The organism is Sphingobacterium sp. JUb56 (assembly GCF_014191365.1).
Classification (GTDB): Bacteria; Bacteroidota; Bacteroidia; order Sphingobacteriales; family Sphingobacteriaceae; genus Sphingobacterium; species Sphingobacterium anhuiense.
This window is the reverse complement of sequence record NZ_JACHWL010000001.1, coordinates 3,774,351-3,790,827: the sequence shown is the minus strand read 5'-3', so window position 1 is coordinate 3,790,827 and position 16,477 is coordinate 3,774,351. Positions and strand designations below refer to the sequence as shown.

The window sequence follows — 16,477 nt, the reverse complement described above, 5'->3', positions numbered from 1 at the left end:
TTTTAAATAAATGAAGGCTAAACTTATTCTAAACCTCCCACACAAAATACAAATTCTCCTTTAATAGGATTGTTTTCAAAATGTAATTTTAAATCAGTTAAAGTACCTCTTACATTTTCTTCATACAGTTTACTTAATTCTCGTGATATCGAAGCTTGTCTTTCTGCTCCAAACACTTGAATAAACTCATCAATTGTTTTAAGGATACGATGTGGTGATTCGTAAAATATCATCGTTCGTTTTTCTTCAGCCAAGAATTTCATACGGGTTTGACGTCCTTTTTTCACAGGTAGAAATCCTTCGAAACAAAAACGGTCATTTGGAAGTCCAGAATTAACCAAGGCAGGAACAAAAGCGGTTGCACCAGGTAGACATTGTACTTCAAGCCCCTCTTTAATTGCTTCCCGTACTAATAAAAAACCGGGGTCAGAGATAGCTGGAGTACCGGCATCTGAAATTAGGGCAATAGTCTGACCTTCTTTTAGAAATCTAATGATTTCTGAAATCGCTTTATGTTCATTGTGCTGATGATGCGCAAATACTTTTTTTTCGATTCCAAAATGTTTCAAAAGGGGGGCACTTGTGCGTGTATCTTCGGCAAGAATAACATCTGCTTCTTTTAACACACGTATAGCGCGAAAAGTCATGTCTTCTAAATTGCCAATTGGCGTAGGAACTAAATAAAGCATTTACAAAGGTAAGTTTTTTTTAATAATTGTAATCAAGGCTTTGACTTGCCTTTTTTTAATAGCATGGGCTATTTTATTTATAGCAGTATTAAGCTCATTTCATTGGATAGAATCCTAATATGAAATGAGCTTTTTAAATTTATTGTGCTAAAATATTTTCAATTTGCTGTAATTCTTCTCTTGTAAATTGCTGGTTCTTTACCGCATTGACGGCATCTTGAATCTGTGATACTTTACTTGCTCCAATTAAAACTGATGTCACTTGAGGTTTCTGTAATAGCCACGATACCGCCATTTGTGCCAGTTTTTGATTTCGATGCAGCGCTATTTCATTTAAAGCTTTTATTTTTTCGATTTTATCTGAAGTGATATCACTTTCATGAAGTGAAATACTTCCAGAAGCCGCTCGTGAATCTTGCGGAATACCATGTAAATATTTATCAGTAAGTAAACCTTGGGCTAAGGGTGAGAAAGGAATACAGCCGACTTGCTCCTCTGTAAGCAAATCCAATAGGCTTTCTTCGACCCAGCGCTCAAACATAGAATACTTAGGTTGGTGGATGAGACAAGGCGTGTCCATTTGTTTTAAAAGATCTATCGCACGTTTTGCTTCAGGTGTTTTATAGTTCGATATCCCGACATATAAAGCCTTTCCTTGTTGGACTAATAAGTTTAAAGTGGCCATTGTTTCTTCCAATGGTGTTTCCGGGTCCGGTCTATGGTGATAAAAAATATCTACATAATCCAGATTCATTCTTTTTAAACTTTGATCTAAGCTTGAGACTAGGTACTTTTTCGAACCCCAATCGCCATACGGGCCATCCCACATTGTATAACCAGCTTTGGAAGAGATAATCATTTCATCGCGAAGTCCTTTAAAGTCTGTCTGTAATATTTTTCCGAAATTTTCTTCTGCCGAACCAGGAGGCGGCCCATAGTTGTTCGCAAGGTCAAAATGCGTGATACCCGAATCAAATGCTGTCTGTATTAACTTACGACTGTTCTCAAAATCATTGACATGACCAAAATTTTGCCATAAGCCCAATGAGATTGCTGACAATTTAATTCCGGAATTACCCGAACGGCGGTATTCCATTCCTTGATATCGATTATTCGCAGGTGTATAGTGCATCTGTTATTATGCTTTATGAGTTTATATAAAGGCAATTTACAAGTAATCTTACATAAATAAAGATCTTGATGTAAAATTGATTTTAAATTTCATTCGGACTTATTAATTGAACTTCACATATTATATTTCTTCTCCATAATATTTCGTGATGGAAGAGTGGGATATAGATTCGTGTATAACAATCATGAGTGCCAAATAGAAAGGGCGGGAACGAACAATTTTGTTTAATAAATGACAGAATAAAAATTGTAAATAAAACAAATTTATCTAAGTTTGTTTCTTTAAAAATACATACAATTATGTTGCAATTGAATTATATCCGTGAAAACAGGGATAAGGTAATCGAAAGATTAGGTGTCAAAAATTTCAAGGAAATTGGATTAGTAGATGAAATCATCACTTTGGATGAACAACGTCGTAAAATTCAATCCGAGTCAGATGCCCTTTCAGCTGAAGCAAATTCATCCGCAAAAAAAATCGGAGAATTAATGCGTCAAGGTAAAAAAGAAGAAGCTGAAGCCGTAAAATCCCAATCCTCCGGATATAAAGAACAGATCAAAAGTTTGACAGATCATTTAGATCGTGTTGAACAGGATTTAAATGCAAAGATTGTCCAACTTCCCAATCTTCCACATACTACCGTTCCTGTAGGTGTATCAGCAGATGATAATGAAGTTGTGTTAGAAAACGGAACTATCCCTACATTAGCAGATGATGCGGTTAGTCACTGGGATCTGTTAACTAAATACGGTATCGTAGATTTGGAGTTAGGTGTAAAGGTTACAGGTGCAGGTTTCCCTGTCTATAAAGGAAAAGGAGCTCGCTTGCAACGTGCATTGATCAACTTCTTTTTAGATGAAGCTGCAAAAGTGGGGTATGAAGAAGTACAGGTGCCTATTATGGTTAATGAGGCATCTGCATTTGCTACAGGTCAGTTACCTGATAAGGAAGGCCAGATGTATCATGTAACACACGATGATCTATACTTGATACCAACAGCGGAAGTTCCCGTTACTAATATCTATCGCGATGTTATCGTAAAAGAAGAACAATTTCCTATTAGACATTGTGCTTATACACCTTGTTTCCGTCGCGAAGCGGGATCGTATGGTGCGCATGTTCGTGGTTTAAATCGTTTACATCAATTTGATAAAGTAGAGACCGTACAAATCGTTCATCCCGATCGTTCTTATGATGCATTGGAAGAAATGAATACTTATGTGCAGGGACTGTTACAAAAACTTGAATTACCTTATCGTGTCTTGCGTCTCTGCGGTGGTGACATGAGCTTTACAGCCGCGTTGACTTATGATCTGGAAGTATACAGCGCTGCTCAAAAACGTTGGTTAGAAGTGTCATCAGTTTCAAATTTCGAAACGTATCAATCTAACCGTCTGAAAGTGAGGTTTAAAAACCAGGATGGTAAAATGCAATTGGCTCATACATTAAATGGATCTGCATTAGCTTTACCACGTATAGTAGCTTCTTTATTGGAGAATAATCAAACAGATAAGGGTATAAAAATACCGAAAGTACTAGTTCCCTATACAGGATTTGAATATATTGATTGATATTAATTTAATATAAATTGAAAGGGTTGTAATTTTTTACAACCCTTTTTTTATGTTAAAATTTTGTTAAATCTAATGATTGCCGTATTTAATTCTGTGTAATGGGGAATTATGAAAATTTAATTTATATCAGTGCTGCTTGCATTATTCGTAATATAGAAGCTTCATATTTACATTAGTTATGAAAAAAAAACTTTTTTGTTAAAATACTTGTAATAACAACTTTGTCTATATATATTTGCTTCCCGCTTTCAAGATGTAATGTCTATGAAGGTTTACTACCACATTATTCATCGTAAATTTTAAAAAGAAAATTTACAGATTCTTATAAGATCACCATAGTGAACTGATTGTTGTCACTATTTGTTGGATCTACAATTTGTTAAATCTGTTTGCAAAGGAAAAGCTATCCGTCAAGGTGAAGGAGGTTTTGATTTGTGTTTTTTAAATTGTTTAGACAATTAAAGTTTAAACGTTTTAAATGCACATCTTATTTTATGGACATAAACATATTACATAAATTAATTAACAAACTAAATAACATGAAACAAACATTACTTAGTTTTCTCGTTGGGGGGATGATTCTATCATCAGTAGCATTCGCTCAAGAGAAGAAGATTAGTGGACGTGTTACATCAACAACTGGCCAAGCGGTACCAGGAGTTACTGTTGTTGTGCAAGGAACTAATCAAGCTACCCAAACTGATGCAAATGGTAACTATTCTTTAAGTGTACCTGCAGGTAAAGTAGTTTTATTTCGTTCGATTGGTTTTGGCGAAAAAACAATTATTGTCAACAACAATACTTCAGTTTTTAATATCTCATTAGAAGATAATACTAGTACGATTGACGAAGTAGTTGTAACGGCAAATGCAATCAAAAGAGAGAAAAGATCATTAGGTTATTCTGCACCTACTATTAAAAGTGACGAATTAACTGAAGGAAGAAATTCAAGTGCTATTGGTGCTTTAGCAGGTAAGGTCGCTGGTGTCAATATTACTTCAACATCTAACTCCCCGGGAAGTTCTTCTCGTGTTGTATTACGTGGTGGATCATCAATTTCTGGTAATAATCAAGCCCTAATTGTGGTTGATGGTACACCAATTGACAATTCAAGTGTGATTGGTGGTGCATCATCGTTATCCAGTGTTGATTTTGGAAACCGTGGTAATGATATCAATCCGGATGATATTGCAACTGTAACGGTTCTAAAAGGTCCTGCTGCTGCAGCATTATATGGATCCCGAGCATCCAATGGAGCGTTGATCATTACAACTAAAAGTGGTCAAAAAGGTGCTAAAAATGAAATTACTTTTAGTTCGACCAATACGATGTCTTCTATTTTGAAATTACCAGAACTTCAAAACCAATATGGACAAGGATATTCTGATTACACCAAAGAAGGAGAACTTTATTTCGTAAATGATCCAAAGGAGAACTGGTCATGGGGAGCTCCTTTTACTGGTGAGATTCAAGAATGGGGACAAGCGATCAATGGTGTTCGCCAGAAAAAAGCTTATTCTGCTGTTAAGGATAATGTAAAAGATTTTTTTGATCTAGGTTTAGCATCAGATAATAACTTAAGTTTTTCAGGTGGTTCTGATAAATCTACTTTCTATCTGGGTTTAAATGCTTTAAATTCAAATGGTGTTTACCCCGGTAAAAAAGATACCCATAATAAATATGGTGTGCGTTTTAACGGAACTACCGAATTTTCTAACAAATTCTCTGCAGGTGTTTCCTTTAATTACAGCCGTATTAATAGTAATAATGTTGGAGGTGGTCAAGGTGGCGGTTCAGTTTATAACAATTTGTTACAAACACCAAGAGATATGGATATCACTAGTTTCAAAGATTTATCCAATCCTTACAATAGTTACGGTTATACAGATGCTAATGGTATAGAGCACAATGATGTTTATGGATACTACGGTGCATATTCAAACAACCCATACTGGGTATTGGAAAACTACAATAATTACAACGATGTTAATCGTATAACAGGTAACTTTAATGTTAATTATAAACCATTAGAATGGTTAACTTTCCAAGAGCGTATCGGTTTGGATAATTATACTGATCGTCGCCGGTCAGAATCTCCAAAATATAGCTTCATACCAGCAGATAATACCTCTGGAAATTATTCAGATGCCAATATTCAGACAGATCCAGGACAATACCGAATTGATCAATATAATGTCAATGAAATCGTGCACGATTTCATGGCGACTGCTACGCATTCTTTTAATGATGACTGGCAAGCATCTTTCATGTTGGGTAATAATATTCGTCAAAGAAAAACCTCTAATATTAGCACTGCAACAAATGCAAGTGGGGGTCTAGTGGTACCAGGTTGGTATAATTTAGCAAATAGTAATGGTCCATTAGATCTAATAGAAGACTCTTGGAGCAATAGAAGATTAATTGGTGTATATGGAGATTTAAATGTTTCTTACAAAAACATTGCATATTTACAAGCCACTGCTCGTAATGACTGGTCATCTACGTTGCCAAAACAAAATAATTCATTCTTTTATCCAAGTGTTAGTGGATCATTTGTACTTTCGGAGTTATTTACTCCTGAGCTAAAGAACAAATTCAACTATGCTAAATTACGTGCTAACTGGGCACAGGTAGGTTCTGATACAGATCCTTATCAATTATTAACCACCTTTTCACGAGGTGAGATCAATGGTGGTTTTGGAACAACAACTTTCCCTTTTGGTAATGTTTCGGCATTGATGTCAAGTAGTACGATTGGTAATATGGAACTGAAGCCAGAAATCACGACTTCTTTTGAAGTTGGTGCTGAATTAGGTTTCTTCAACAATCGATTATACGCAGATTTTACATACTATAACAACAATTCTAAAAATCAGATTTTAAGTATTCCAATTCCTGCTTCTACAGGATATGGTTTTAGTTTAGTTAATGCTGGTAAAGTTAAGAACACTGGTGTCGAGTTAACATTGAGAGGTACACCAGTAAAGACGGAAAACTTTACTTGGGAGATGTTTGGAACATTCACTAAAAATAATAGTGAGGTTGTTGAGTTGATGAATGGTGTTGAGCAGGTTTCCGTTGGTGGTTTTTCAGGAATGAATATTGTTGCAGCTGTTGGTCGCCCATATGGTGAGTTTTACGGTGTGACCAACGCGACAGATGATCAAGGACGTACAATTGTTGACCAAAAAACAGGTTTACCAGTAGTTTCTTCTTCACCTCAATATTTAGGTACATATAACCCCGATTTTCAAGCCTCTTTGGGTACCAACTTGACATATAAAAATTGGTCGATGAGCGCTTTATTTGATACCAAACAAGGAGGTGTTTTCTATTCTAGAACAAAAGATATCTTAGGTTTTGTGGGTACATCTGCTGAAACTGGCGGCGAGCGTTTTGGTCAAATTTTTCCAAATTCGGTTTATTTAGACGCTGCTGGAAACTCAGTGGTAAATACAACTGCAACATACGATAAAGTGGATTACTATCCGAATATGGAAGCTGGAGTTAATATTGTAGATGCGACTTATATTAAGTTACGTAATCTAACAGTATCTTATAAGCTTACTAAGAACCAATTGAAAAATACGCCATTTGGAGCGGCTTCTATTGGATTATTTGGAAACAATTTATTTATCTGGACGCCTAGTGAAAATAAATATGCTGATCCAGAAGTGAATTCTGCGGGAGCTGGCAATGCACAAGGTTTTGACTTTACAGCTCAACCTTCGTTAAGAAACTATGGTATCAATGTTAAGGTCTCATTTTAATAGCAAGTAAAGTATGAAAACTATATATTTAAAAAACGCTAAAAAGCTTTTAGTTTTAGCTTTAATTGGCACAGTTGGTTTGACAGGATGTAATAAGTTTTTGGACATCAATGAAAATCCAAATAATCCTGAACAGGCTACTCCAGGTTTACTATTGCCTACAGTAGAAGCTGCAATAAGTCAGGTAGTTGGTAACTCATTTCAGGTTTATGGTAATATTTGGGGCCAATATTGGACGCAGAATCCTACATCATCACAATACCGTACCTTAGATCAGTATAGGATTGTTAATTCTGCAATGGATCGCCCTTGGTTGATTCTTTACAGAAATGCATTGAACAATGCAAATCTGATTATCGATACAAAGACTTCAGCAAGTGAAAATTATAAGGGTATGGCTTATATTTTGAAAGCGTATACTTTTCAAATTGCAACAGATGCTTTTGGAGATATTCCATTATCTGAAAGTTTGCAGGCAGCGGGTAATTTGAATCCAAAATACGAAGCTCAGGAAGTTGTTTATGATTCAATTTTCAACTATATTGATAAAGGTCTTGCTTTATTGCAAACGAAGCAAGCTATTCCTGTAACGAGTCAAGATATGCTATTTAATGGTGATCTAAATAAGTGGAAAGCTTTTGGAAATACATTGAAATTAAGGGCGTATTTAAGAATATCGAATGTTGATGCAGCTAAAGCATCAGCAGGAATTAAAGCGCTTTACGCTTCAAATCCAGTTTTCTTAGATGAAGATGCAACGATTACTTACACTACTACTGGAGGGAACGAGAATCCATTTTATAATGAAATGGTGGGTTTAGGTAAAACACAAAATGTGGTAGCTAGTGGAACAGCTGTAAAAGCTTTTGTGAAAAATAATGATCCAAGACTTTTTGCATTCTACGAAAAAGTAGTTAATAATGATGGTATCGTTCAAGATACTATCGCGTTTATTAATCAGGGCACATATAGTGCTAATACAAAGAAATTGGTATCATCTCCGTCTCCTTTAGTAGGTGGGCGTGCAGTAGAACCAACATCAGCAGTAGCACCTGTTAAATTGATTTCAAACGCTGAAAGTTTGTTTTTGCAAGCTGAGGCTGTAGTAAAGGGTTGGGGTTCTGGTGATGCTAAGGCATTATATGAATCTGGTATAACTTCGAGTTTTAAGGCAACAGGTTATGCCACTGAAGCGGCAAATTATATTGCGAAGGCTCCTGATGCTGTATTTTCAGGAAATGCAGATTCAAAAGTAAAGGCAATTATCACACAAAAATATTTTGCATTGTGTGGTTTTCAAGGATTTGAGTCCTGGACTGAATGGAGAAGAACAGGTTATCCGACATTCTTTACTACGTCAGCTGCTTCTACCTTAGGAGAAGGTAGAATGCCTTTAAGAATGCCATATGCAAATAGTGAAGCAACCACTAACGCAAATTATCCTGGCAATGTAGTTATCTATACACCTGTATGGTGGGATGTTAAATAACAATTTTAAGGTTATAATTTTTAAAAAGCGATCTCGTAAGAGGTCGCTTTTTATTTTTAAAGATATATGTAAAAGATTAGTTTTACTATATTCAACTTGGAAAATTGATGGCCCCAGTAATTTACTAATTGAAAAGCAATTATGAAATGAATATATATAATGGTTTAATAGAAAATTACAGCATCTTTTTCTCAAAGATTAGGATATTTACAAAAATAAGCTTTTCAAAAAATAAACAATAGCAAGTATGAAGAAATTTCTAATGATAGTGACTATCTTTTTTGTTGGGCAAGTGGTTCTCGCTCAAAAAATATCACAACTGAAGGTACTACAAATTAATATTTGGCAGGAAGGTACAATGGTTCCAAATGGTTTTCCTGCCATTGCAGATGAGATTATAGCTAAGAAAGCAGATGTAGTATTGTTTAGTGAGGTAAGGAATTACAATAACACAGATTTTGTACAACGAATCCTGGCCGAATTAAAAAATAAAGATGCCGTGTATTATGGTATATCCAGTGAACCGTCTTTAGATGTTGCTTTTATTTCTAAGTTCCCCATTAAGGATCAAAGATCCTTATATAATGAAGCCAATAAGGTGGGTAATGTGTTAAAAAGTAAAATTCAAGTAGCAGGTAGAAATTTTACATTTTATGCTGTTCATTTGGATTATACTAACTATGCCTGTTATCTGCCTAGGGGATATGATGGTGTTACCTGGAAAAAACTTGATCAGCCCATTGTAGATGTAGCGAGCATTATAGAAGCAAATGGAAAAGGAAAGCGGGACGAAGCGATACGTGATATCATTCTAGATGCAGATAAAGAAAGTAAGAGTGAGACGATTGTAGTTGCCGGTGACTTCAATGAACCGTCTCATTTAGATTGGACTAGTGAAACAAAAGATTTGTTTGATCATAGAGGTGCTGTAGTTCCATGGGATTGCTCTGTGCTATTGACCAAAGCTGGCTTTGTGGATAGTTTTAGAGAAAAATATCCTAACCCAGTTAGTCATCCCGGTTTTACTTATCCAGCCTATAACAAAGATGTCTCCATTGATAAATTAGCTTGGGCACCACAGTCAGATGACAGGGATCGTATTGATTATGTTTATTATAGGACAAATAAGCCTTTAAAAGTTTCAGAAGTCAAAATTGTTGGTCCTTCTGGAACAGTCAAGTATGGTAAAAAACAAGATGAGGATAGTCAGGATGAATTTCTGCTACCTGTAGGAGTATGGCCAACCGATCATAAGGCTTTATTTGTCAAGTTTGAGTTTTAAAATGTTTCGGTAAATATTCGTGAATTTGATATTCATAAATAGTAGGTAATTTTTTGTATTTAATGACTGTGTTGATATTAGCACACGAGAAAAAAACTAAAATTCCTCGAAACTAACTAAGGGTTGATAGTGTCTGAAAATAACTTCATCAAATTACTTATTTTTTACGTTCGAACAACTGATCAAAATAGCTTTAGTAGCTTGTTATAAAATAGTCGAAAGATTTTGGTGTAATCTCTGACATCGAGTCGCTAAGTTTAACCTTTAGCTCCAATTTTGATATAATAGATGGCTGTTCTTTGTCGGCTTTACTAGTCTCCTCGACTCGAGTGTTGAATACCAACAGTGAAATTTTATTAGGATAAAAAAATACTTTTTTTGAGATAGACTATTCTATGATCTGAAAGAATTTTGGTTATTTTTTAATGATATATATTGTTTTGATGCTGAGATATATCGTTATTAGCTGTAATGCTAATTTATAATGTATATCATTTATGATCTGGAATACTTGTTTTAGAAGACTATTCTTGCATAAATTGTTGTTCATTTTCGAGACAATTAATAAGAATCTTTGTTTTTGTAACTTTAACTGACAGGTAAAGATTTTTTGTTACAATTCGGCAAGAAATTAATAGCCTGTTAATCAGGTGTTTGTTGTGTTTTGTGCATATTTTATATGCTAGCATATCATTTCTTCTATTATAGATTTAAAAAATAATATATATTTGTTTTAACATTTTTTTAACAAAAGGTACTAACTGATTCTTTTAATAAAGAAGATTAAAATAAACTGTCAACATATAATTTAAACTTAAGGAAAGTTATCGGATATATGAGTTCTAGTGGTTATATATTGCTTAAACGCATAAAAATTTAGGTTTTTTGAATCCAACTCTTTTGTTGCTTTTCAATTTTATAAATGTTCTCAGTATCTTTTATTTAAAAGTTGTTTAATAGAAATATTGTTTTAACATTTTTTAACAAATATGCTGTTTTCAGTTTGTAGAGATTTTTTAGAAGAGAACGCTGTTATGTTAACAGCTATTAGCTAATTGACCAAAGAAATATTTAGGAGTCTTTAATGTAGTTTTAATACAATTACGTTAAATAAAAAATAAACAATCGATTGCGTTTTTATCGTCTGTGTAAGATCAATAAATCGCAACTCTTTATTGTGTATGAATTTTAAGATCGAAAATATTATGAAAAGATTCGGTTTTTAAAATTTTATGAAAAGAAATTTACTTAACCAAAGTCTTTAGAGACTTTAAATACTTAAATAAACATAAACATATGAAACAAACATTACTCAGTTTTTTTGTGGGTAGTATGATTCTGACTTCTGTTGCGTTTGCGCAAGAGAAAAAAGTTAGTGGTCGTGTAACAGGAGCTGACGGGAAACCATTGGTTGGTGTGACGATCGCTGTACAAGGATCTAACATCGCTACCCAAACAGATGCGAATGGAAATTATTCGTTTTCTGTACCAACAGGAAAAGTTATCGTTTTCCGCTCTGTAGGTTATTCTGATAAGACATTAATTGTTAAGGAAGGACAATCTGCTTTTAATGTAACATTAGATGATTCTAGTCGGGAACTAGATGAAGTTGTTATTACAGGCTACGGCCAAAGGCAAATTAAAGATTTAACAGGTTCACAAGGTTCAATTAAGGGTGATAAGATCGCTGCTGAGCCAACTTTAAGTTTTGAGCAAGCGATGTCAGGTAAGATGGCTGGTGTTCAAATTGGTTCAACGGGAGGAACCCTAGGCGATGGAATGTCTGTCCGCATTCGTGGAGTGAATTCCATTTCTTCAAGCTCTTTACCTTTATATGTTATAGATGGTGTTCCTATGAATGCTGTCGAAAACGTTAATACCTTTAATAGTGGTGATGGAACTCGCTTTAATCCAATGTCTATGATTAATAGCAATGATATAGAGTCTATTGAAGTGTTAAAAGATGCTGCGGCGGCGGTTTTATATGGCTCAAGAGCTGCAAATGGTGTAATTCTTATAAATACAAAAAGAGGTAAAAATGGAGTATCTAGTATTAGCTTTGAATCTAAAGTTACATCTAGTAAAGCATCAAAATTACTGGATTTATTAAATGGCGATCAATTTATTGAGATTAATAATGAGAAAGCCAAAAATGCAGCATCTAAATTTGGCGGAGTAAATATTATTGCTAAAGAAAGTGATATTGATGGAGATGGTGTAAACGATCGCACTAATTGGTTAGATGAGGTGTATAGAACCGGTATTGGATACGATAATACAGTATCACTAAGTTCAGGTAATGAAAAAGGAAACTTTTATGCTTCAGCTAGATATTTAGACCAAAGGGGAATCGTTCTGCAAAATCAACTTAAATCAGGTCAAGTTAGAATCAATGGGGATATCAAACCTGTTAAATGGTTAAAAGCTGGTGTCTCTTTATCTTATTCAAAGACAGCCAATGATGGTGTTTTAACAGATAGATATATCGCGGGTGCAACGGTCGCAGCTCTTAATGCCTCTCCAATAGTTTCTATTTATAATCCTAATAATGTGATTGGTTATAATTTGGGTGCGAATGGCTACCTTGGTAATGGTAATAACACATCTTCATTAAGGGCAAATGGAACTAACGTAGCTCTAATTGGAAATGTTGCAAATCCTGTTGCTACTTTAATGTCGCAATTAAATCAAAATACACCAGAACAAATTTTAGCGAATGGTTATATTGAGGTTCAACCAATTACAGGTTTAAAAATAACAAGTAAATTTGGGATCGATTATTTAAGTAATTACGAGCATCAATATAGTCATCCAAATATAGGTGGATTGGGTACGGCATATAATACCTTGATTCAAGACAATTTTAGAGATCGTGACCAATGGGTATGGCAAAACTATGCAAACTACGACAAAACATTTGCAGAAGATCATAGATTATCAGTTACACTAGGGACAGAATATCAGTTTACGAAAGAAAAAAACGTATATGCTGGCGCTAGTAATGTAAGTGATGGCTATTTCACTGATATTCTAGATAATACTTATACAGGAACTGAACCTGGTACTTCTGATATTATGTTACTGTCTGGAGGAGGGTTGTTTTCAAATGGATTGGAGTCCTATTTTTCTCGCGTAGGATACGGATATAAAAATAAATATCTGATTGATTTAGCATTGCGTGCTGATGCATTTTCTGCTTTTGGAGCTAACTCAAAATGGGGATATTTTCCTTCGGCTTCAGTTGGATGGGTAGCATCTGAGGAAGACTTTCTTAAACAGTATGATTGGCTCTCCTATTTAAAACTTAGAGCAAGTTATGGACGGGTTGGAAACTCAAGAGGTATTGGGTCATACGCTTCTAGAGATCTATACCAAGGAGGAGCTTATGCTTCATTAAATGGTTTTTCCGCTTATCAGATAGGAAATACTAATTTAAAATGGGAAACTTCGGACAAATATGATGTTGGATTGGATTTTAATATTCTCAATAATAGATTCAATTTTGTAATTGACTATTTTAGTAATAATATTTCCGGTTTAGTTTTGTTAGCTAAACCATTATTCACAACAGGTGTCCCATCTACAACATTAGGAGAGCCTGGAGCAATTTTTACCAACATTGGATCCATGACTAACAAAGGTATTGAATTTACGTTCAATATGAAAACTATGGAACGTAAAGACTTTACATGGAATACCTCTTTCAATTTTACTGCTATCAGTAATAAAGTTAATTCTTTAGTAACAGCAAATACCGATATTATTGATGGGAATTCTGTCGCAAGCGTTGGACGTTCATTAGGATCTTATAAATTAATAAGATGGGCAGGGGTAGATGAGCAAACCGGTAATCCAATGTGGTATGGAAAGGATGGTAACATTAAAATGTTTAATCCAGATACCCAGACTTGGACTCAAGATGGTAATAAGATTTCTGGACTAGTTGGAGATGATGCCGTTTATCTAGATAAGAGTGGATTACCTAAATACTATGGTGGCCTCGATAATAATATAACCTATAAAAAATTTGATTTTGGAGTTTCATTGGTTTATACAGGCGGATTTTACATTTATAATACAACCAGAAGTTCTTTGTTAACAAACCAGTTTTTAAATAATACAACCGAGATATTAGATCGCTGGACTGCTCCTGGTCAAAAAACAGATATACCGCGTTTATTTTTGACAGATAATACTGCGAATAGAGCATCTGATAGATTTTTAGAAAAAGGAGACTTCGTTCGTGTAAGGACCATTAGCTTAGGATATAATTTTGCAGGTGAAACTTTAAAACGAATTGGAATAAACAATCTAAGAGTATTTACTCAGGTTTATAATCCATTCTTAATTACAGGTTACAAAGGGCAAGATCCAGAGGTTAATTCGAACAGAAATAACTCTAATATAGCTATTGGTGTGGATAACAGAGCTGTTCCGCAACCGAGGACCTATACATTCGGATTAAATGTTTCACTTTAATTATTTTTGACATGTTAAAATTAAAATATATATTAATTGGTTCTCTTGCTTTGACTTCTCTTTTTTCTTCTTGTCAAAAGCAAACATTTGAGCAGCCTTATGCTTATTTGGAACCTGAAGATGCATTTTTAAATGCAGATCGTATCGGAAAGACTGCAGTAGGTATGTATGATGCTCTTCAAAATAGAGATTTCCTAGGGGGGCGTGCATTTATCTATGCTGATATTAGAGCAATAGACTGTAGTGCTGGGCCATATTTTGGCTCTGTTCCAAATTATGAAAACCTTACATCAGAAAACCTAATGGTTGAAGCTTCTTTTGTTGGTGGTTATAGAACAGTTTATGAAGCAAACTTCTTTTTGAAAAATATTGCAAAATACACCGGAAGAGCGAAACCTGAGGATGAAGCTAAATATATCGCTGAGGCTAAATTTATCAGAGCATTATCCTACTTTTATTTGGTCAACCTTTGGGCACAGCCTTATAAATTTACTAATGACGGATCACATCCTGGCGTTGCTTTGGTATTAAATGCTACAGATCCTAGCAAAATTTTTGATGCTTCTAATCAAGTGCCGAGAAATTCTGTTAAAGAAGTTTATGATCAAATTATTAAGGATTTGAATGAGGCTTTACCATCATTACCAAAAGTTCCTGCCGCTGCCGCTAGTAGAAGTATTTCAAATGTTGGCCGAGCGACACAAGGGGCTGTAAATGGTCTTTTGGCTAGGGTTTACCTTTATAAACAAGATTATGCAAAGGCATTGGAGTATTCAAACAAGGTAATTTCTTCTAATGAGTATAGCTTAGTTCCCAATATTAAGAATATATTTACAGACTACACTACTATGGAAAGTATGTTTTCTGTTGCACATAGTGGGGGTGATAACCCAAATACTAATCATTCGCTGTCTCAACATTATTCACCGAATGGAAGAGCCGATATTCAGGTAAGTTCGTCTTTTGAAAGCTTGATGTCAGAAAACGATGCAAGACGCAAAGATTTAATCATTGAAGATGATGGGCTTTGGAATGGTAAATTTAGTAGTATTGGTGATTGGGTACCAGTTTTGAGATTTAGCGAGATCTTATTGATAAAGGCGGAGGCTCTGGCAAATTTAGAGAATGGTACTAATGTTAATTCAGAAGCACTGGCCCTTGTAAATCAAGTCAGACACCGCTCAGATCCTTCTACTAATGTTACAGCTACTAATAAAAATGAATTAATAGCTGCAGTTTTGAAAGAGAGAAGACTTGAACTTGCATTTGAGGGACAGGGAATTTATGAGTTTTTAAGAACTGGAAGAAATATTCCAGCTCATGGAATTTTTAATGAGCAAGTTTGGGGATCAAACAAAGTGGTCTTCCCATTCCCTTATTCTGAAACTCAACAAAACCCTAATTTGGTACAAAACCCGGGTTATTAGTAATTTGATTCTTTAAAATTATGAATATAAGGGAGTAGAAATATACATATTTTCTACTCCCTTTATTCTTTTTACTCCAGTATGAGCATTTATATAATCAAGTATGATCTTAATAACTTTTGTAAAAGATAAAATTTCTACTATCTACCAATACTTTTCAATTGATTTTAACGATTCCTGAAAACTCAGGTAGAAAAATAAAGGAAATCTCAAAAGTATCAGAAGGTTCTACAGCAATTAATGCTGGAGGTGTTAGAGCGGTAACTTATATTAACGTTCCAATTACAGCGGGTAATAATAAAGTTGTATTTAAAACTTCTGTGGCCGATTTTAGAAGTAAAAGCGCTGGAAATGAGAGGTTTATAAAAGATTTGGAGAATTCTGCAACATTAAAAACGTAAGAGATCGCATTTATGTTTTTAGTAATTCTTGATAATGGGCAAGAAATTATTACTGTTTATGCAAGGATTCGATTAACTAAATAATTACAGTAATAAATTAGAAAAAGGCTATTTCGAAATTAATGAAACAGCCTTTTTGTTTTTGAACAAATTACCCCTTATAATTAATCGACTTTTATATTTACTAACAGAAAGATCTTATATCTATTTTAGTCCTTATCAATGCTATAATTT

The 16,477-nt window shown here is 34.5% G+C and carries 9 protein-coding genes; 7 read left to right on the top strand and 2 right to left on the bottom strand.

The features are described from left to right. Positions 1-23: 23 nt before the first annotated feature. The gene (gene rsmI / locus FHR29_RS16140; RefSeq protein WP_132772171.1) at positions 24-689 is read right to left on the bottom strand and encodes a 16S rRNA (cytidine(1402)-2'-O)-methyltransferase; all 666 of its coding nucleotides are present in this window, start codon (positions 687-689) and stop codon (positions 24-26) included. A 139-nt stretch (positions 690-828) separates the two neighbouring features. Then, positions 829-1,821: an aldo/keto reductase gene (locus tag FHR29_RS16135; RefSeq protein ID WP_183915768.1), complete on the bottom strand. Its 993-nt coding sequence runs from the start codon at positions 1,819-1,821 to the stop codon at positions 829-831. A 299-nt stretch (positions 1,822-2,120) separates the two neighbouring features. Here FHR29_RS16135 and serS point away from each other — a divergent pair, with 299 nt between their 5' ends. The 7 genes from serS (at position 2,121) to FHR29_RS16100 (ending at position 16,243) form a co-directional block, all read left to right on the top strand. Further along, a complete protein-coding gene (gene serS / locus FHR29_RS16130; protein WP_168128384.1) occupies positions 2,121-3,392 on the top strand; it encodes a serine--tRNA ligase in 1,272 nt (423 codons plus the stop codon). A gap of 542 nt (positions 3,393-3,934) precedes the next feature. Continuing rightward, a complete protein-coding gene (locus FHR29_RS16125) occupies positions 3,935-7,165 on the top strand; it encodes a SusC/RagA family TonB-linked outer membrane protein (RefSeq protein ID WP_183915766.1) in 3,231 nt (1,076 codons plus the stop codon). 13 nt (positions 7,166-7,178) lie between these two features. Next, a complete protein-coding gene (locus FHR29_RS16120) occupies positions 7,179-8,654 on the top strand; it encodes a SusD/RagB family nutrient-binding outer membrane lipoprotein (RefSeq protein ID WP_260292158.1) in 1,476 nt (491 codons plus the stop codon). Between the two features lie 247 nt (positions 8,655-8,901). Then, positions 8,902-9,936: an endonuclease/exonuclease/phosphatase family protein gene (locus tag FHR29_RS16115; protein ID WP_183915764.1), complete on the top strand. Its 1,035-nt coding sequence runs from the start codon at positions 8,902-8,904 to the stop codon at positions 9,934-9,936. Positions 9,937-11,232: 1,296 nt separating this feature from the next. Further along, complete coding sequence (locus FHR29_RS16110; protein WP_183915762.1) at positions 11,233-14,415, top strand: TonB-dependent receptor; 3,183 nt, start codon at positions 11,233-11,235, stop codon at positions 14,413-14,415. Positions 14,416-14,426: 11 nt separating this feature from the next. Next, positions 14,427-15,842: a RagB/SusD family nutrient uptake outer membrane protein gene (locus tag FHR29_RS16105; protein WP_183915760.1), complete on the top strand. Its 1,416-nt coding sequence runs from the start codon at positions 14,427-14,429 to the stop codon at positions 15,840-15,842. A gap of 161 nt (positions 15,843-16,003) precedes the next feature. Further along, complete coding sequence (locus FHR29_RS16100; protein WP_183915758.1) at positions 16,004-16,243, top strand: hypothetical protein; 240 nt, start codon at positions 16,004-16,006, stop codon at positions 16,241-16,243. Positions 16,244-16,477: the final 234 nt, after the last annotated feature.

Coding starts and splice junctions, on each gene's coding strand:
- rsmI (WP_132772171.1), bottom strand. CDS start 689: ATGCTTTATTTAGTTCCTACGCCAATTGGCAATTTAGAAGACATGACT.
- FHR29_RS16135 (WP_183915768.1), bottom strand. CDS start 1,821: ATGCACTATACACCTGCGAATAATCGATATCAAGGAATGGAATACCGC.
- serS (WP_168128384.1), top strand. CDS start 2,121: ATGTTGCAATTGAATTATATCCGTGAAAACAGGGATAAGGTAATCGAA.
- FHR29_RS16125 (WP_183915766.1), top strand. CDS start 3,935: ATGAAACAAACATTACTTAGTTTTCTCGTTGGGGGGATGATTCTATCA.
- FHR29_RS16120 (WP_260292158.1), top strand. CDS start 7,179: ATGAAAACTATATATTTAAAAAACGCTAAAAAGCTTTTAGTTTTAGCT.
- FHR29_RS16115 (WP_183915764.1), top strand. CDS start 8,902: ATGAAGAAATTTCTAATGATAGTGACTATCTTTTTTGTTGGGCAAGTG.
- FHR29_RS16110 (WP_183915762.1), top strand. CDS start 11,233: ATGAAACAAACATTACTCAGTTTTTTTGTGGGTAGTATGATTCTGACT.
- FHR29_RS16105 (WP_183915760.1), top strand. CDS start 14,427: ATGTTAAAATTAAAATATATATTAATTGGTTCTCTTGCTTTGACTTCT.